The 17,367-nt window shown below is 69.1% G+C and carries 20 protein-coding genes; 11 read left to right on the plus strand and 9 right to left on the minus strand.

The genetic code is table 11. The annotated features are described in order from the left end of the window. Window positions 1-6: 6 nt before the first annotated feature. Window positions 7-1,458 (minus strand): alkaline phosphatase PhoX, encoded by a 1,452-nt coding sequence (locus E0H75_RS19610; RefSeq protein ID WP_131515021.1) that lies wholly within the window; start codon window positions 1,456-1,458, stop codon window positions 7-9. Window positions 1,459-1,728: 270 nt separating this feature from the next. On the opposite strand from E0H75_RS19610, the gene E0H75_RS19615 reads away from it, so the two are divergent. Genes E0H75_RS19615 through E0H75_RS19635 form a run of 5 tightly spaced genes read left to right on the plus strand, consistent with a single transcriptional unit; the run spans window position 1,729 to window position 4,351 of the window. Then, window positions 1,729-2,208 carry a DUF2975 domain-containing protein gene (locus tag E0H75_RS19615; RefSeq protein ID WP_131515022.1) on the plus strand — a complete coding sequence of 160 codons (480 nt, stop codon included), beginning with the start codon at window positions 1,729-1,731 and terminating at the stop codon, window positions 2,206-2,208. Continuing rightward, on the plus strand, window positions 2,208-2,414 hold the full coding sequence (locus E0H75_RS19620; protein ID WP_131353919.1) for a helix-turn-helix domain-containing protein: 207 nt from the start codon (window positions 2,208-2,210) through the stop codon (window positions 2,412-2,414). The genes E0H75_RS19615 and E0H75_RS19620 overlap by 1 nt, the downstream gene beginning before the upstream one ends. 36 nt (window positions 2,415-2,450) lie before the next feature. Continuing rightward, on the plus strand, window positions 2,451-3,122 hold the full coding sequence (locus tag E0H75_RS19625) for an APH(3') family aminoglycoside O-phosphotransferase (RefSeq protein WP_131515023.1): 672 nt from the start codon (window positions 2,451-2,453) through the stop codon (window positions 3,120-3,122). A 50-nt stretch (window positions 3,123-3,172) separates the two neighbouring features. Next, window positions 3,173-3,583: a hypothetical protein gene (locus E0H75_RS19630; protein WP_131515024.1), complete on the plus strand. Its 411-nt coding sequence runs from the start codon at window positions 3,173-3,175 to the stop codon at window positions 3,581-3,583. A gap of 3 nt (window positions 3,584-3,586) precedes the next feature. Continuing rightward, on the plus strand, window positions 3,587-4,351 hold the full coding sequence (locus E0H75_RS19635) for an alanyl-tRNA editing protein (protein ID WP_131515025.1): 765 nt from the start codon (window positions 3,587-3,589) through the stop codon (window positions 4,349-4,351). Window positions 4,352-4,423: 72 nt separating this feature from the next. Here E0H75_RS19635 and E0H75_RS19640 read toward each other — a convergent pair whose 3' ends face one another. Then, a complete protein-coding gene (locus E0H75_RS19640) occupies window positions 4,424-5,137 on the minus strand; it encodes an alpha/beta fold hydrolase (RefSeq protein ID WP_131515026.1) in 714 nt (237 codons plus the stop codon). Between the two features lie 170 nt (window positions 5,138-5,307). On the opposite strand from E0H75_RS19640, the gene E0H75_RS19645 reads away from it, so the two are divergent. The 3 genes from E0H75_RS19645 (at window position 5,308) to E0H75_RS19655 (ending at window position 8,163) form a co-directional block, all read left to right on the plus strand. Next, window positions 5,308-6,066, plus strand: a complete 759-nt coding sequence (locus E0H75_RS19645) for an SDR family oxidoreductase (protein ID WP_131515027.1) — start codon at window positions 5,308-5,310, stop codon at window positions 6,064-6,066. 112 nt (window positions 6,067-6,178) lie between these two features. Beyond that, complete coding sequence (locus tag E0H75_RS19650; protein ID WP_131515028.1) at window positions 6,179-7,159, plus strand: Gfo/Idh/MocA family protein; 981 nt, start codon at window positions 6,179-6,181, stop codon at window positions 7,157-7,159. Between the two features lie 11 nt (window positions 7,160-7,170). Next, window positions 7,171-8,163: a Gfo/Idh/MocA family protein gene (locus E0H75_RS19655; protein WP_131515029.1), complete on the plus strand. Its 993-nt coding sequence runs from the start codon at window positions 7,171-7,173 to the stop codon at window positions 8,161-8,163. Window positions 8,164-8,339: 176 nt separating this feature from the next. Here the strand turns inward: E0H75_RS19655 and E0H75_RS19660 are convergent, their stop codons facing one another. Beyond that, window positions 8,340-9,245: an SDR family oxidoreductase gene (locus E0H75_RS19660; RefSeq protein ID WP_131515030.1), complete on the minus strand. Its 906-nt coding sequence runs from the start codon at window positions 9,243-9,245 to the stop codon at window positions 8,340-8,342. Window positions 9,246-9,336: 91 nt separating this feature from the next. Here E0H75_RS19660 and E0H75_RS19665 point away from each other — a divergent pair, with 91 nt between their 5' ends. Next, complete coding sequence (locus tag E0H75_RS19665; RefSeq protein ID WP_131515031.1) at window positions 9,337-9,897, plus strand: TetR/AcrR family transcriptional regulator; 561 nt, start codon at window positions 9,337-9,339, stop codon at window positions 9,895-9,897. Window positions 9,898-9,915: 18 nt separating this feature from the next. Here E0H75_RS19665 and E0H75_RS19670 read toward each other — a convergent pair whose 3' ends face one another. The 3 genes from E0H75_RS19670 to E0H75_RS19680 form a co-directional block, all read right to left on the minus strand. Then, window positions 9,916-10,269, minus strand: coding sequence for an ArsR/SmtB family transcription factor (locus tag E0H75_RS19670; protein WP_131515032.1), 354 nt, complete (start codon window positions 10,267-10,269; stop codon window positions 9,916-9,918). Beyond that, on the minus strand, window positions 10,259-10,690 hold the full coding sequence (locus E0H75_RS19675; protein WP_131515033.1) for an SRPBCC domain-containing protein: 432 nt from the start codon (window positions 10,688-10,690) through the stop codon (window positions 10,259-10,261). Before E0H75_RS19675 ends, E0H75_RS19670 begins: the two co-directional genes overlap by 11 nt. A 74-nt stretch (window positions 10,691-10,764) precedes the next feature. Further along, complete coding sequence (locus E0H75_RS19680; RefSeq protein ID WP_131515034.1) at window positions 10,765-11,328, minus strand: dihydrofolate reductase family protein; 564 nt, start codon at window positions 11,326-11,328, stop codon at window positions 10,765-10,767. Between the two features lie 97 nt (window positions 11,329-11,425). Here E0H75_RS19680 and E0H75_RS19685 point away from each other — a divergent pair, with 97 nt between their 5' ends. Both E0H75_RS19685 and E0H75_RS19690 read left to right on the plus strand, forming a co-directional pair. Then, window positions 11,426-12,454 carry a DUF4037 domain-containing protein gene (locus E0H75_RS19685; RefSeq protein WP_202873057.1) on the plus strand — a complete coding sequence of 343 codons (1,029 nt, stop codon included), beginning with the start codon at window positions 11,426-11,428 and terminating at the stop codon, window positions 12,452-12,454. A gap of 239 nt (window positions 12,455-12,693) precedes the next feature. Further along, the gene (locus tag E0H75_RS19690; RefSeq protein WP_238163146.1) at window positions 12,694-14,286 is read left to right on the plus strand and encodes a helix-turn-helix domain-containing protein; all 1,593 of its coding nucleotides are present in this window, start codon (window positions 12,694-12,696) and stop codon (window positions 14,284-14,286) included. On the opposite strand, the gene menC is transcribed toward E0H75_RS19690, so the two are convergent. The 3 genes from menC to E0H75_RS19705 are packed head-to-tail and all read right to left on the minus strand — an operon-like array spanning window position 14,287 to window position 17,350. Then, the gene (menC, locus tag E0H75_RS19695) at window positions 14,287-15,396 is read right to left on the minus strand and encodes an o-succinylbenzoate synthase (protein WP_131515037.1); all 1,110 of its coding nucleotides are present in this window, start codon (window positions 15,394-15,396) and stop codon (window positions 14,287-14,289) included. It lies immediately after the preceding gene. Further along, window positions 15,393-16,262: a GNAT family N-acetyltransferase gene (locus tag E0H75_RS19700; protein ID WP_131515038.1), complete on the minus strand. Its 870-nt coding sequence runs from the start codon at window positions 16,260-16,262 to the stop codon at window positions 15,393-15,395. Before E0H75_RS19700 ends, menC begins: the two co-directional genes overlap by 4 nt. Beyond that, entirely contained in the window at window positions 16,259-17,350 is a 1,092-nt protein-coding gene (locus tag E0H75_RS19705; protein WP_131515039.1) for a M20 family metallopeptidase, read from the minus strand. The genes E0H75_RS19700 and E0H75_RS19705 overlap by 4 nt, the downstream gene beginning before the upstream one ends. Between the last annotated feature and the right edge of the window lie 17 nt (window positions 17,351-17,367).

Consider the following 17,367-nt stretch of genomic DNA (forward strand, 5'->3'; position numbering starts at 1 on the left):
TCAGCCTCAGCCCAGGTAGTCGCGCCACGGGCCGGTGATGGCCAGCGTGATGCCCGGGGTCTGGATGTTGACGAAGAGCACCTTGCCGTCGGCGGAGAACGTCGGACCGGTGAACTCCGAGTCGTTCAGCATGTTCCGGGCGATCGCGTACGTCGGGCCGCCCGGGGTCGCGCTGAGCACGTGGCTGCTCGCGGTGCCGTCCTCGGCGAGGATCAGCGAGCCCCACGGGGTGACAGTGACGTTGTCCGGACCGTCGAAGTTGTAGTCGTCGTACTTCGCCTCGGCACCCTTGTTCGCGGCCGCGCTCTCCGGGAAGTACGTGACCAGCTGGATGGTCTTGGCGTCGTAGTTGTAGAACCAGACCATGCCGTCGTGCGGTACGCCGTCGGCCGGCAGGTCGGCGGTGCCGCCTTCGGCGAACGAGTTGACGACGTACACGCCGTCACGGGTGCCGTAGACGCCCTCGAACTTCTTGCCGCGGGTGACCTGGCCCTCGGTGAACTGGTTGCGCACCGAGACGGTCAGCCCGTCGCGGTCGGCCACCGGCACCCAGGCGACCCGGAACGGCCGGAGCAGCTGCGCCGAGGTCAGGTAGGCCACGTCCGGGATCGGCTTGCCGTCGTCACCGAGGATCGCCATCGCCTCGAGCGTGCCGAAGTCCTTGTCGGCCAGGTCCTTGTAGCTGCGCGAGCTGAGCTTGTAGCCGCGCGGCGCGGACCAGCGGTAGAACAGGCCGTTCGGGCCGCTGGCGTCCTCGGACAGGTAGATGTGGGTCCGGTCCTCGTCGATCGCCAGCGCCTCATGGGCGTAGCGGCCGAGCGCCTTCAGCGGCAGCGGGTGCGCGGTCTTGCCGTCGGCCCAGACCTCGAAGACGTACCCGTGGTCCTTGAGCCGGCTGGTGCCGTTGGCCTTGCTCTCGGTCTCCTCACACGTCATCCAGGTGCCCCACGGGGTCGGGCCGCCGGCGCAGTTGGTGAGGGTGCCGGAGATGCCGACCCACTCGCCCTTGTTGCGGCCGTCCTTGTCGACGGAGATGACGGTGCAGCCGCCGGCCGAACCGACCGCCGAGTCGTACACGGTGCCCGGGATCTGCGGTACGCCGAGCGGGTCGTTGCCGCCGATCTCGTGGTTCTGGATCAGCGTGTAGCCGTTGCGGTCGTTGTCGACCACGGCGGTGCCGTCGTGCAGCGACGGAGTCGGCTGGCCGCTCTTCAGCTTGGTCTCACCGGCGTGGGTGACGACCTTGTACTTGAAGCCGGCCGGCAGGGCGAGCAGGCCGTTCGGGTCGTCCAGCAGCGGTGGGAAGGGACGGTGCGTCGGGAACGGCCCGGGACCGTGGTGCGAGTGCGAGACCGGGGTGGCCTCGGCGAGCGACGGCACCGAGCCGACGGTGGCGAAGCCGACGCCCGCGGCGCCGACGGCGGCACCACGGAGAACGGAACGGCGATCGACTGACATGGAATGCTCCTCAAGCATTTAGTGGCGGACCGGCGCGGGCGACAGCCGCTGATCCTGTGTTCTCGAACCGCACAGAGTCGCTCGGCGGCACTGCGGGCCGGGACCTCTCCCACAGGGCGACGGTGTCCGCCCGAGCGTGGATGATCCTGCCGTCGGTCGGCTGCCAGCCGGCAAACACCATCTGAACAACTCAGTGGTAATCGCCGAGCGGTCTCGGGTTGTGCCGTGAGGTCTATTGACAATCGATAGGTAGCCACTGATAGTCGATGCATGAATCTGGTCGACCGGGTCGTCGTACCCCTCCGGATCCTGCTCGTCATGTTGTTCGCCGGCCTGGTGTTCGCGCAGGCGCTGAGCATGCCGGGACAGTTCGCCTACATGGCGAGGGAGGAACCCGACCTGGCCTACCTGCGCTGGCCGTTGACGATCTGGTCGATCCTGGGACTGCTCTGCGTGCAGGTCGTGATCGTCTGCACATGGCAGTTGCTGACGATGGTGAAGGCCGACCGGATCTTCACCGAGGACGCGTTCGTCTGGGTGGACGCGATCCTGTGGGCGCTCAGTGCCGCCTGGGTGTTGCTGTTCGCCGGGTTCGTCTACCTCGGCTGGCTGGCGAACGACCCGGGGCTGCCGATCGTTCTGTTCGGCATGGTGCTGACCGGCGCCGTCCTGGTGCTGCTCATGGTGGTGATGCGGGCCCTGCTCAGGCGCGCCACCACGCTGCGGGCCGATATGGAAGCGGTCATCTGATGCCCATCATCGTGCGCATCGACGTCGAGTTGGCGAAGCGGAAGATGAGCGTGGGGGAGTTCGCCGAGAAGGTCGGTCTGACGCCGGCGAACATCGCCGTACTGAAGAACGGCCGGGCCAAGGCGGTCCGCTTCAGCACCCTGGAATCCATGTGCCGCGTGCTGGAGTGCCAGCCCGGCGATCTGCTGGAGTTCGTCGAGGACTGACGCTCGCTAGTGCCCCGCGGGCACTAGGCTGCGTGGATGACAGGGCTCTCGGGCGCTGAGGTCCGGCGCGTCGGCAACCACTTCGTGAAGAGGGATCCGGCTGTCGCCGCGGAGGCGGAGCGGCTGGAATGGCTGGCACAGCAGGGGATCAAGGTGCCTCGGATCGTCGATCAGCGCGACGGCGTACTGACGACCGAGGCGGTCCCGGGCGTACCGGCGTCGTACGACTGGACCGACGAACTGCGGCCCGCGGTCGTGGCGACGTTCGTCGAGCTCGCCCGCGCCCTGCACAGCCTGCCGATCGAGGACTGCCCGTTCCGCCGCGACCTGGACACGACCATGGCGGAGGCTCGCTCGCGGGTCGCCGCGGGCCTGGTGGATCTGGACAACCTCGAGGATTCGTACGCCGGCTGGACCGGTGAGCAACTGCTCGCGGAGCTGGAGCGGACCCGGCCGTCGAGTGAGGACCTGGTCGTGTGTCATGGCGATCTGACCCCGGACAACGTCCTGGTCGATCCGCGGACCGGCCGGCTGACCGGGGTGATCGATGTCGGGCGGTTGGGCGTCGCGGATCGGTGGCTCGATCTGGCGATCCTCCAGCGGGAGCTGACGCAGGAGCCATTCGCCGCGTTCCTGGCCGGCTACGGACTGACCGGGCCCGATCAGGACAAGCTGGACTTCTACATCCTGCTGGACGAGCTCTTCTGAGGCTGCAACGGCGGGCGCCCGCGGAGCGTCTAGGGTAGGAGGTGATTGTGATGCGAGTGTTCACTGTGCTGGCCGCGCCCTTCCTGCTGGTTTCGTGCAGCCTGCTGGTTGCGTGTGGCAACGAATCTGACGCGGGAGAGGAGCCGTCGATGACACCGTCCAGCAGCGGCGTGTCCGAGAGCGATTCGCCGCCGCCGTCGGGACCGGCCGAGCAGGCGAAGGCCGATCTGGTGAAGCGGCTGGGCGTCGACGCGGCGCAGGTCTCGGTGGTCAGCTCCGCCGAGGTGATGTGGCGCGACGGCAGCCTCGGTTGCCCCGAGCCCGGCATGCACTACACGCAGGCGCTGGTGAACGGCAGCCGCGTCGTACTGGAGTCCGGCGGCAAGGAGTACCACTACCACTCCGGGCCCGGCCGGCCACCGTTCCTCTGCACGAATCCCCAACCACCCGTAGGCGGCTGACCGATGGCAGTTCCCGGACAGAAGGTGCCGGACAACGCCCCGGCGGCGCTGGCCGACACCGAGTTGTACGCCGTCGACGCGTACCTGGCCGAGTTCGACTCGCCGATCGTCGAGGTCGACGCGGAGCAGCGTCGCGTGGCCTTGCGTCGAACGGCGTTCTTCCCGGGCGGTGGCGGTCAGCCGTACGACGTGGGGAGGCTGCGCTGGGCCGACGGTTCGGCGCCGGTCACCCGCGTCAAGCGGGAGGGACCCCTGCTCTGGCACTGGCTGGACGGCGAGCAGTTGCCCGGTCCCGACGACGAGGTGCACGGCGAGCTCGACTGGGAGCGCCGCCACCTGACCATGCGGACGCACACCGCGCTGCACATTCTCTGCGGTGTGATCTGGGCGGATCACCACGTCGCGGTGACCGGCGGCAACATGGATCCGGGCAAGGGCCGGCTGGACTTCGCCTTCGACTCGATGTCGGCCGAGTTCGGCCGCCGGATCGAGGCCCGGATCAACGAGGAGATCGCGGCGGCCCGCGAGATCGTCGTCGACTTCGTCGGCCGTGAGGTCGCCGACGCGGATCCGGCCCTGATCCGGATCGCCGCGCACCTGATCCCGCGCGAGATCGACCCGCTCCGCGTCATCGACATCACCGGCCTGGACAAGCAGGCCGACGGCGGCACCCACGTCCTCACCACCGCCGAGGTCGGCTCCGTCAAGGTCACCGGCACCGAATCCCGAGGCAAGGCCAACAAACGCATCCGCCTCGAAGTCCACTAGGCCCGGTGGCGGGTTGTTTGCTCGCTAGCGTGACAACTTCCCGTCATCGGTGGAACAACCCGCCAGCGAGGCTCAAGCGTTCAGGGCCTCCTGGATGGTGGCGGTGACGGCGTCCGGCTCCGAGACGCTGAGGGCGTGGGAGGCGCCGGCGATCTCGCGGACGTTCTTGGCGCCGGCGCGGTCGGCGAGGAAGCGGTGCAGGGTGACCGGGATGTTGAGGTCCTGGTCACTGAAGACGAACCAGGACGGGAGCGTCTTCCAGGCCGGGGAATCGGTCGGCAGGCCGGTGGTGAGCGCCGCCTGGGTGACCGGGCGCTGGGTCGCGGCCATGAGTGCGGCGGTTTCGGCCGGTACGTCGGCGCAGAACTGCTGGTGGAAGACATCCGCACGGATGGCGAGCTCGTTGCCCCCGGTGCTCACCGGGTAGGCGTTCAGCGCGTCACCGAGCGTGCTGCCCGGGAACTTCAGCGAAAGGTCGAAGGCGTTCTCGCCGGTGTCCGGAGCGAACGCGCAGACGTAGACCAGGCTCTTCACCGCGTCGTTGTTCGCCGCGGCCTCGGTGGCCACGAAGCCGCCGTACGAGTGAGCGACCAGCACAACTGGCCGGCCGAGGCCGGCGATCACGTCGCGGACGTACGCCGCGTCACCCTCGACACTGCGCAGCGGGTTGGCGACGGCGACGGCGTCGATGGACTGGGTCTGCAACCGCTCGACGACGCCGTTCCAGCTCGCGGACTCGGCGAAGGCGCCGTGCACCAGGACGACGACCGGGTTCTGCTCGGGCATGGTGAGTTCCTCCCCTTGATTCGGTGTTGCTCCTTGTCCATCAGGACCGGACACCCGTCCGGGTTGTGACAGCGGCCAGTTCCGGACCGGCCGTCACAAGCCGGGGTGGTGCCCTGTCTTAGCTGGTGACCGGCCGGCATCGGACGCCGGACGGCAACGGAGGGACAGCAATGAAGATCGTCGTCATCGGTGGTACCGGACTGATCGGCTCGAAGGTGGTGGCGAAACTCGGCGAACACGGGCACGAGGCCGTGGCCGCGTCGCCGAACACCGGCGTGAACACCCTCACCGGCGAAGGGCTGGCCGAGGTTCTGCAGGGCGCGGACACGGTCGTCGACGTGTCGAACTCGCCGTCGTTCGAGGCGAAGGCGGTGATGGACTTCTTCACTACGTCGACCATCAACCTGCTCGAGGCCGAGACTGGGGCCGGCGTACAGCACCACGTCGCGCTGTCCGTCGTCGGCACCGAGCGGATGGCCGAGAACCGGTACTTCGCGGCCAAGCTGGCCCAGGAGAAGCTGATCGAGGAGTCGTCGATCCCGTACTCGCTCGTGCACGCGACGCAGTTCTTCGAGTTCGTCAAGGCCATCGCGGACGAGGACAGCGACGAGACGACGGTGCGGATGGCGCCGGTCGCGTTCCAGCCGATGGCCGCCGAGGACGTTGCCACGGCGGTGGCCCGTACGGCGTCCGGCGCGCCGCTGAACGGCCGGATCGACATCGCCGGGCCGCAGGAGTACCGGATGGACGAGTTCTTCCGCAAGGCGCTTGCCATGCGCCACGACCCGCGCGAGGTGGTGACCGACCCACAGTCGACGTACTTCGGTTCCGTGCCGCAGGAGCGCACCCTGGTCCCGGCCGGCGAAGCCACCCTCGGCGCGATCCAGTACGACGACTGGTTCGCCACCCAGCAGAACCCCGGGAAGTGAGGTGACCTACTGACCGGTCTGTGAGACGAACCGCCGGGAACCTGCGCGAGCACCCGTTTGTCTTGGCAAAGTACTGCGGGAGACCGTCAATGACTTGCGCGAGGAGGACAAGGTGTCGAAACCGCTCAACATCGCGGTCCTGGGATTCTGGCACGTTCACGCCAAGGACTACGCCCGGCAGACCCAGCAGCATCCGGGGACTGAGCTGGTCGCGGTCTGGGACGACGACCCAGGGCTCGGCCAGGCGGGTGCGGACGACTTCGGCGTCGCGTACACCGACGACCTGGATGCCCTGCTGGCACGGGAGGACATCGACGGCGTCACGATCACGACGCCCACCGACGTCCATCGCGACGTGATGGTGAAGGCGGCCAACGCCGGCAAGCACATCTTCACCGAGAAGCTGTTGGCGCCGACCGTGGCCGAGGCCGAGGAGATCATCGCCGCCACCGACGCGAACGGCGTCAAGCTCATCGTCTCCCTGCCGCGGCTGTACCACGGCTACACCCAGGCGATCCGCGAGGTGATCGACAGCGGCCGGCTCGGGCAGCTGAACTACGGCCGGGTCCGCCTGTCCCACGACGGCGCCCTGCCGCGAGACGGGCAGGAGGGCTGGCTGCCGCAGCGGTTCTTCGAGCCGAAGACCGCGATCGGTGGCGCGCTGACCGACCTCGGCTGCCACCCCGTCTACCTGACCCAGCTGTTCCTCGGCTCCACGCCGGAGACGATCAGCGCGACGTACCGGTCGGTGGCCGGCCGCGGCCTCGAGGACAACGCCGTCGTCACCGCCGGGTACGCCGACCAGGCGATCGGCGTGATCGAGGCCGGGTTCGCCAGCCGGAACCCGTTCACGATCGAGCTCTTCGGGACCGAGGGCACGCTGACGTACACCGACGACGGGAACGTGCTGAAGGTCGGCGACGAGCAGTTGCCCGTGCCTGAGCACAGTCAGGATGCGTTCGGGCAGTGGGTCGACCACATCACCGAGGGGACCCGTGCCGACGACAACCTCAGCCGGGCGGTCGAGCTGACCCGCCTGGTGGTGACCGCGAACGAAGCCGCGGAGACCGGACGATCGATCGCCTACAAGTGAAGGGACTGCCGATGATCAAGGTTGGGCTCATCGGGGCCGGCGGCATCGCCTCGGCACACATCCGCGGTTACCAGGAACACTCCGCCAAGATCGGCATCACCGCTGTCGCCGACGCCGTGGAGGCCACGGCTGCCGCGCGGGGCGAGGAGCTGGGCGCGACGCCGTACACGGACTACCGCGAGATGCTCGCGAACGAGGACCTCGACGCGGTCGACATCTGCCTGCCGCACCATCTGCACCGCGACGCGATCGTCGCGGCCGCTGAGGCGGGCAAGCATGTGCTCTGCGAGAAGCCGCTGTGCCTGTCGGCGGACGAGGCCGCGGACGTTCGCAAGGCGGTCACCAAGAGTGGCGTGACGCTGATGTGTGCGCACAACCAGCTGTTCATGCCCACGGTCGCGAAGGCCAAGGAACTGCTCGAGGCCGGCACGATCGGCACCGTCTACGAAGTACGGACGACCGACAGCTTCTACAACAACTTCGACCCGAGCAGCATGGGCTGGCGGGCGAGCAGCAAGACCAGTGGGGGTGGCGAGCTCATCGACACCGGGTACCACCCCACCTATCTGATGCTGTACCTGGCCGGCGGGCTGCCGGTCGAGGCGACGGCGATGCTGTCCACGCACCGGCTGAAGTTCATGGAGGGCGAGGACTCCGCGCAGGTCCTGATCAGGTTCGACAACGGGGTTGTCGGGCAGATGGTGACCAGCTGGGCCTACCAGCCGGCCGACTCCACCGAGCGGTTCTCCGCGGTGGGGGAGCTCGGCTCCCTGCACAGCGACGGTACGTCGTTGTCCTACCGGCTCCGGTCCGGCGAGACCGAGACGTTCGAGCTGGAACCGGTCGACACGTTCGTCGCCGAGATCGGCCACTTCGCCGACTCGCTGCTCGGCAGGACCCGCCCCCTGCACACCGAAGAAGAGGGCATCGCCGTCCTCGGCATCCTCCTCGCCGCCTACGAAGGATCTCGCACCAAAACAATCGCTCCCATCCCCAAGGTCTAGCCGCACCCCGACCAGCAGCCTGCTCGCCGCCGCCCGCTCACGCAGCAGCAACCGCGCCCGCTGCACGACTTTGAGCACGGGTCAACCATCTGAGCGAGCTTTGGGTGGCTGACCCGTGCTCAAGGTCTGGATGTACGGCGCGGCGCGGCGCAGCGCGAGAGCTTCATGGGCGGGGGCTAGGACTTCTGGAAGTAGAACCCTTGGGCCAGGTCGTCCAGCAGGTCCGGGTGGGTGGGGTGCCAGTTGAGCAGCTCACTCGTCCGGGTCGCGGAGGCCGGGTGGTCCAGGGCCGTGAACGCCGCCAGGTAGCCGATGTATTCGGCTGCCTGGTCCGGCGTGACCGAGCGGGCCGGTACGTCGATGCCGCGTCCGATCGCCTCGGCGATCCGGCGTAGCTCGACGCCCTCCTCCGCGACCGCGTGCAGCCGGGTGCCCGCGGGCGCCGACTCGAGCGCGAGCCGGTACAGCCGGGCCGCGTCGAGCGTGTGCACCGACGGCCAGCGGTTCGTCCCGTCGCCGACGTACGCCGCGAATCCGTTCCGGCGGGCGAAGGTGATCAGCCCGGGCACGAACCCGGTGTGGTCGAGCGGGCCGTGCACGATCGGCAGCCGGACGACCGAGGACCGGATGCCCTTGCCGGCCAGGTCGATGACGAAGTTCTCCGCGTCGATGCGGTAGCCGCCCGGCAGGGTGTCGTCCTCGGTCCCGCGCCGACCGAAGCCGGCGTGACCCAGCAGGCCGGTTCCCGACGTACCCACGAACGGCTTGTCCGTGCCGGCGAGCGCGTCGCCGATCGTTTGGACAGCGGCCAAATCGGTCTCGGCCGCGCCGGCCAGGTCGCCTGCTTGCATGGCGTCGTGCGGGAACGCGAGGTGGACGACGCCGTCGGCGGCTCGGGCTGCGGTGCGCAGACCGTCGAGGTCGTCGAGGTCGCCGCGGACCACGTCGGCACCCCACTCGGTGAGCCGGGCGGCGGACGCGTCCGAGCGAGCCAGGCCGGCGACCGAGTGGCCGTGCTGGAGGAGTTCCGGGACGACGGCCGAGCCGAGGTGACCGGCGGCTCCCGTGATGAACACGCGCATGATGGTGGATCCTCTCGAGTGATGTCATTCAGTGACATCACTCAGCCTACACCCGTGATGTCACTCGATGACATCGGCTAGGATCTGAGCCATGGCGCGGTGGGAACCGGATGCGGCGGGACGGCTGCGAGAAGCGGCGATGGCCCTGTACGCCGAGCGCGGCTACGAGCGCACGACCGTCGCCGAGATCGCGGACCGGGCCGGCGTGACCGCGCGGACGTTCTTCCGGCACTTCGCGGACAAGCGCGAGGTGCTGTTCGCCGGCTCGGAGGAGCTCGAGCGGCGGATGGTCGAGGCGGTGCTGGCGGCGCCCGAGTCAGCCGGCCCGATGGACGCGGTCGCGGCCGGGGTGCTCGCCTCGGGCGAGTTCTTCGTCGATCGTCGCGAGCACTCGCGTCGCCGTCAGGCCGTCATCACGGCGACGCCGGAGTTGCGCGAGCGCGAGTTCATCAAGATGGCGTCGCTCGCCGCAGCCTTCACCGATGCCCTGCGCAAGCGCGGCGTCGCCCCCGAGATCGCGTCCCTCGCGGCGGAGACCGGAGTCGCGGTCTTCCGGGTGGCGTTCGAACGCTGGGTCGCGGACCCCCAGGACGCCGACATCACCGACATCATGCGAGCCACCCTCGCCGACCTCTCCAGCCTGACCGCCTGACGCCGCGGCGGCTTGAGGTCAGCTGTCGAGGTGGTTGCGTAGGGCATCGAGGTTGGTGTCCCAGTCCCGGGCCATTGCGGCGAGGAACTGTTGCGCCACCTGCATCGGGGCGGACTGGAGCCGGAACCGGACACGCCGGCGCTCGCCGTGTTCGGCGGTGACGAGGCCGGCCTCGGACAGCAGGGTGAGGTGTTTGGCGATCGCCTGCCGGGTGATCGGCAGGCGATTCGCCAGGTCGGTGGCGGTCGCCGGGCCGCCGGCGGCGAGCGCGGCCAGGATGTTGCGCCGGCTCGGGTCGGCCAGGGCGACGAAGACCTGCTCCGCGACCGCCTCGACGCCGGGTGCTGACGGCGTACCGGACTCAGGCGGCATCGAGGTAGTCGACCAGTTCGCCGAGTTCGTGGGTCCAGCCGGTGCTGTTGCCGCCGAACGCCTGGTCGTGTGCCTCCGGCGGCAGTTGGGCGAAGCCGGACTCGACCACGGTGAGGCGGGTGCCGGTGCCGGTCGGTTCGAGGGAGAACTCGACGTACGTCCGGCGCGGGTCGTCCGCGGGCAGTCCGTGGATGTGCCAGGTGAACGCGAAGACGGTCGGCTCCTCGACCCGCTCCAGCGTCAGTTCGGCGGTGTCACCGCTGGTCCAGGTCAGCCGCGCCACACCACCCGGCCGGAGATCGATCGTCGCCTCGTTCCCGAACCACGTGCCGAGGCCCTCGGCCGTGGTCAGCGCGGTCCACACCTTCTCCGGCGGGTGCCCAAGCTCCAGCACCCGCTCGATCCGATCAGGAAAACCCACGACAGCCTCCGATTGCAACCATATGGTTGCTTGGACTATAGCGTGCCGAAAGGACCGAGCCGGTGACTGAGGGCTCAGCGCGGGATCGGGTTGCCTGTGGGGGTGTACTCGACCAGGAGGATGCGGTTGTCGAGGACGCGCTGGCTGGTGAGGGTCAGTTCGGATTCGTTCAGACCGTCGTACGCCCACTCGCGGCCGGTCGGGCCGCAGAACAGCGGGAACACCATCAGCCGAAGGTTGTCCAGCAGACCCGAATTGATCAGCTGCTTGACCACCGAGACGCTGCCCATCGTGCGCAGCGGTACGTCGCTGCTTTCCTTGAGCGCGAGCACAGACTTGACCAGATCGTCGGACTCGATCGTGCTGTTCGGCCAGTCGACGGTCTTCAGCGTCCGTGAGAACACCGTCTTCGGCAGGTTCGCCATCCGCTCGTACCCCGCGTCCTTGACCTCCTCCGGCAACCCGGCCAACGCCTCGTACGTCCGTCGTCCCATCAGCACGTGCTGCGGGGCCGCAGACTCCTCGTCGATCCACTGCTGCAGATCCGGCCCGAGGTACCCGAAGTACCCGGGCGATTCCGCTCCGCGAGCCCAACCGTCCGCAGAGATGAACAGATCCGCAGTCACCGTGGTTCCCATATCGAACACCTTCCGTAGCCGAGGTCATACCTTTCCCGCAACGTCGGAGCACACACCGGAACTTCGACATGGCCCAGCTTGGCCCGATGATGGGGCGGTGACAGGATTTCGGTCGGCGGTTGAGGTCAGTCGTGGGTTTTATGCCGAGGTGATCAGGCCGGTGGTGGAGGTTCCGCACGCGGCCGGGCTGCTGGGGTGGGGGTCCGACGTACTGGGGTATGACACCGAGCGGTCGATGGACCATGGCTGGGGTCCGCGGTTGCACGTGTTCGTCGACGACGTCGAGCCGGTGCGGGCGGCGATCGAGCGCAACCTGCCGGAGGAGTACGACGGTCACGCGGTGCGGTTCGGGTGGGACGCCCATGAGCCGACTCACCACATCACGGTCACGACGCTGTCCGGCTGGCTGGTCGATCACCTCGGATTCGATGCCGGCAAGGGCGTCGGCCTCGAGGATTGGATGGTCACGCCACAGCAGCAGTTGCTCGGGGTGGTTGCAGGTGCGGTGTACGCCGACGACGGTCGGCTCGAGCCGGTCCGAGCCGCACTGCAGTGGTATCCGGACGAGCTGTGGCGCTGGTTGCTCACGTGTCAGTGGTCGCGGATCGCGCAGGAGGAGCCGTTCGTCCAGCGGACGCACCAGGTCGGCGACGAGTTGGGCTCCCGCGTCGTCGCCACTCGGCTGGTTCGGGACCTGATGCGGCTTGGGTTGCTCCAGGCGCGCGCCTACGCGCCGTACACGAAATGGCTCGGTACGGCGTTCGCCCGGCTCGGGCACGCCGACGGTCTGGACCGAGTGCTCGCGGAGGTGCTCGCGGCCGGCGACCACGCCGATCGGGAGCGCGCCCTGACCACGGCGTACGGGCTGGTCGCGCGACGCCACAACGCGCTGGGCATCACGCCCGAGGTCGATCCCTCGCCACGCCAGTTCCACGACCGCCCGGCGCTGGTGCTCGGCGCCGAGCGCTTCGTCGACGCCTGCCAGGCCACGGTCACCGACCCGCGGGTGCGAGCGCTCGGGATGTTCGGCGCCATCGACCAGTTCGCCGACAACACCGACCTCCTCAGCAACCCATCGGCGTACCGCAAACTGATCGGCGCCTTTCGCCCTCCAGCGGGAGCCTGAGCCCAGCGTCCTCGAGCGTCCCGGCGCGCCAGCGCCCTCGAGCGCGACCCCCCCCGGCGCTGTCCCGACAGCCACTGCCATTTGATGGGCTGGCCCACCAGATGGCGGGTTGGCCACTATGAATCACGGTGGCCAACCCACCGCCTGGTGGGCCAACCCATCAAGGTGGGGGCACTGCGACGTGGGCCTACTAGGATCGGTGGGCAATGAGTGGTCAGGCGAGGTCGAAGCTTTCGCGCGTGCTCGAGGATCTCGGGCGGACGTTGCTGGATGTGGTCGCGTCGCCGGGGACGCTCGACGCGGAACTGACCGGCGTACTGATCTACGACCCGGACGACGAGTTGGTGGTCAGTCCGGGGGAGTTGGTGCTCGGGGTCGGCGTCCGGGATGCGCAGACGACGATCGAGTTGCTGCGGCGGCTCGGTGAGTGCGGTGCGATCGGACTCGTCGTGAAGCATCCGGTCGAGACCTCCGAGGCGGTCGTCAGGGCAGTCCGCGAGAGCTCGGTCGCACTGCTCGGGCTGACCCGGGCGGCGTCGTGGTCGCACGTCGCGGCGCTGCTCCGGACGATGTCACTGGCCTCGGCCGACATGGTCGGCGGCACCGACGACTTCGCGGGTGCTCCGGCCGGCGATCTCTTCGCCCTCGCGAACGCGGTCGGCGCTCTGCTCGACGCGCCGGTCACGATCGAGGACCGGGCGTCGCGCGTACTGGCGTTCTCCGGGCATCAGGAGGAGTCCGACCCCGGCCGGGTCGAGACGATCCTCGGCCGCCAGGTGCCCGACCGGTACACCCGGATGCTGCACGAGCGCGGCGCGTTCCGGGAGCTCTTCCACGGCGACGAGCCGGTGTACGTCGAGGCGCTGACCGAGGAGATGCTTCCCCGCGTCGCCATCGCCGTACGCGCCGGCAACGAAGTACTGGGCTCGATGTGGGCCGTCGCCCGGGAGCCACTGACCGCCGATCGCGCCGCGGCCTTCGCAGACTCGGCGCGGATTGTTGCCCTGCACATGCTTCGCGCCCGGGCCGGCGCGGATGTCGAGCGACGGCTCAGCGCGGATCTGGTGGCCACTGTGCTGGAGGGTGGCGCGGGTGCATCTGAGGCTGCCCAGCGACTCGGGCTGGCCGACGGCCGGTTGTGTGTGATGGCTGCGCAGGTCCTCGAGGGCGATGCGGCCGACAACGAGGCCGCCTCCCAGCGGCTGCGCGATGCGCTGGCTCTTCACTTCGCCGCCGTACACCCAAGGTCGGCGGCCGCTCTGGTCGGCGGTGTCACGTACGTCGTCCTGCCCGCCGGCCACGGTTCGGCACGAACAGTGCTGAACGGCGATCGCGACATCATCCGGCTGGCCGAGGACTTCCTGGCCCGGATCGGTGCCCGCGCCGACGCCGTGATCGGAGTCGGCCGGACGACCGAATCGCTCGCCGAAGTCGCACTGTCCCGCCGGGAGGCGGACCGGGCATTGCGGGTGCTACTGGCCGACCGCCGCGGCCGCCGGATCGCCCGCTTCGACGACGTCCAGGCTGACTCACTCCTGCTCCGGCTCGCCGACCTCGTCATCGAGGACGGCGAGCTGCACCTGGGACCGTTGGCCACGCTGATCGAGTACGACGAGCGGCACGAGATCGGCTTCGTCGACACCCTGGTCGCCTATCTCGATGCCTTCGGCAACGTCGCGGACGCGGCCGCCGCGGTTCACCTGCACCCGAACTCGTTCCGCTACCGCCTGCGCCGCCTGTGCGAGATCAGTGGCCTCGACCTGGACGACCCCGACGTACGCCTGGCGACCATGCTGCAACTGCGGCTCCGCCGGCTCGCCGGGGACGCCTGATCAGGAGAAGGCGACCCACTCCACCCCGGTCGTGATCTCGTCGAGCCAGTCGCGATCGATGTCGACGCCGAGCCCGGGACCGGTCGGCACGGTGACATGCCCGCCTTCGAGCACGAACGGCGTGGTCACGTCGCGCGCGTAGTACCGATTGGACGCGCTGGTGTCACCGGGCAACGTGAAGCCCGGCAGGGCCGCTAGTGCCACGTTCGCCGCGCGGCCGATGCCCGTCTCCAGCATGCCGCCGCACCAGACCGGGACGCCGTTCGCGGCGCACACGTCGTGTACGCGACGAGCCTCGAGATACCCGCCCACGCGCCCGGGTTTGACGTTGACCACTGAGGTCGCTCCCATCGCGATCGCATCGGCCGCGGACCGGGCCGAGGTGATCGACTCGTCCAGGCAGATCGGCGTCGACATCATCCGGGCCAGCTCCGCGTGCCCGCGCAGGTCGTCCTCCGGCAGTGGCTGTTCGATCAGCGCGAGGTTGAACGCGTCGAGCTGCGCCAGGTGCCGGGCATCTCCAACCTCGTACGCCGTGTTGGCGTCGACCTGCAGGATCAGGTCGTCACCGAACCGCTCCCGCACCGCACGCACCGGCTCCAGATCCCAACCCGGCTTGATCTTCAGCTTGATCCGTACGTAGCCCTCGGACAGATAACCGCCGACAGCCTCGAGCAGTACGTCGACCGATGGCATGATCCCGACCGAGACCCCGGCCGGCACCGACGGCTTGACCGCACCGAGGTAGTCGCCGAACGACACCCCCGCCGCCTTCAGTTGCGCGTCGAGCACGGCCGCCTCCAGCGCTGCCTTCGCCATCGGATGACCGTGGTACGGCGCCAGCACCTCGGCAATGAGCGGAGCCGTGATCGGCCCAGCGGCGGCGACCGCGGGCAGCAGGAATCGACGCAGTACGTCGGCAGCACCGTCGACGTACTCGGGGGAGTAGACCGGCTCCGACATCGCCACGCATTCGCCCCAGCCCTCACTGTCCGCGGTCACCACGCGGAGCAGCAGGATGTCGCGATGGGTCTGCGCACCGAAGGACGTCTCGAACGGAGCGACCAGCGGCAGCCCGATCCGCCGCAGTTCGACACCTGTGATCTTCATCGGTTGTTCCTCTCCCTCGTGAACACGTACCAGCCGTCCTTCGTCACTCCGGCCACCCGGGCCCCGCTCGCCAGTACGTCCTCGAACGCAGCCCGGACTTCCATTCGCCAGACCTGCGCGAGCGCTGGGTCGTCCAGCCGCATTCCCTCGATGTCGGCGGGTACGGCGCACCGGATCGTCGGACTGTCCGGCATCGCCAGCCGGCGCGGTCGCCCGTCGCCATCGGTCTCGAGGATCGTCGCGCCTTCTGCCGCGGGTGTCTCGATGTGATGGCCCGCAGCGGCGGCGATCACCTCCGGCGCCCGCAACGGCCAGCGCACCAGCAGCCGGTCGCTGCCCTGACCCGCGTTGACGCCGTCGGCCATCTCGCCGTAGAAGTCGACCAGGTATGACACCACGTGCGCGCCGAGCTTGGTCAGGTTGAAGTACGCGTTGCGGCGTACGAGCGGGTCGAACGTCCACGCGATCGACTCGATCCCGCGTTCCAGCGACCAGGCCCGCTGATGCAGCTTCAACGCCCAGCCGACCTGGCGGCCCCGGACCTCGGACACGACGCCGGTGATGTGCGAGTGCAGCTCGGCCGAGGAGCCGGGACGGTTGGCCAGGAACGCCGCCGTGACACCGACCAACTCGCCGTCCAGGAACGCGCCGGCGACGTACGCACCGGCGTGCGACAGGGCGCGCATCAGGTCGCCCGAGACTGGTGGGCTGGCCGGTCCGGTGCGCCAGACGCGTCCTAGGAGGCGCTCGGCGTCGCGATGCTCGGTCGGCTCGTGGAGCTCGCGGATGGTCAGATCGCGAGCGTGCGCGACCGCATCGGCCACCTTCCGGGCCTTGCGCACCTCGGCTTCGAGCACGGCCGTCATCCGCGCGCTCCGGCGGCGATACGGTCGATCAGTCCCGTCAGCAACCGGGTGCGTTCGCCGAGCGCGGCGACGTCGGCCCACTCGTGGATCGTGTGCGCACCGTTGCCCACAGCACCTAGTCCGTCGAGCGTCGGGATCCCGAGTCCGGCGGTGAAGTTGCCGTCCGACCCACCACCCACGTGGGCGCCACCCAACGACGGCAGTCCGAGTTCGGCAGCCACCTCCTGAGCCATGGCGAAGAGATCGGCCGACAGACTCGCTTCCAGTGGCGGGCGATTGATCCCGCCCAGCACCTCGATCGACACGCCGTCGACCGGGCTCGGCAGCGCCCGGATCGCCTTGTCCACCCGTTCCTGCTCGTCCTTGCTCGCGGCCCGTACATCGATCGCGAGCGACGCGGTGTCCGGAACGGTGTTGATCGTCACGCCCGACCGGGCCACCGTCGGAGTGACAGTGGTCCCGACCGAGGTGTCCGCGAGATCGCTGACCGCGAGGATCGTCTGTGCGAGCGCAAGGCTGGTGTTGGCGCCCTTCTCCGGCTCCAGCCCGGCATGCGCCGCCCGGCCGGTGAACCGCAAGTCGTACGTGGACACACCCTTGCGAGCCGTCTTGAGCTTGCCGTCGACGCTTGCTTCGAGCACCAGTACGGCCCGACTCTCCGCAGCCGCCGCCTCGATCACAGTCCGGCTGGCCGGAGATCCGAGCTCCTCGTCGGCGGTGACCAGTAGGCCAACGTCATCACGAGACGCGCAGGCGGCCATGGCATGCAGGGCCTGGACCAGCCCCAGCTTCATGTCGAACACACCAGGCCCATACACGCGCCCGTCGATCACTCGGTACGACGTCTGCTCGAGCGTGCCGATCGGGTGGACCGTGTCCAGGTGCCCGAGCAGCAGGACGGCCGGGTCGGCCGGTCCGAACCGGAGGACCGGCCGGCCGCCGGCCTCCGTCCGGACCGGTGCCTGACCGAGGCGCGTCGTACCGATGCCGGTCAGGACATCCGCGCAGCGGTGCAGCGCGTCGAGGTCTGACGAGGGCGACTCGCAGCAGATCAGCCGCTCGAGATCTGCCAGCATCAGGTCGTGCATCGGGGTCGTCCTTCCGC

The sequence above is a fragment of the Kribbella capetownensis genome, from assembly GCF_004331485.1.
Taxonomy (GTDB): Bacteria; Actinomycetota; Actinomycetes; order Propionibacteriales; family Kribbellaceae; genus Kribbella; species Kribbella capetownensis.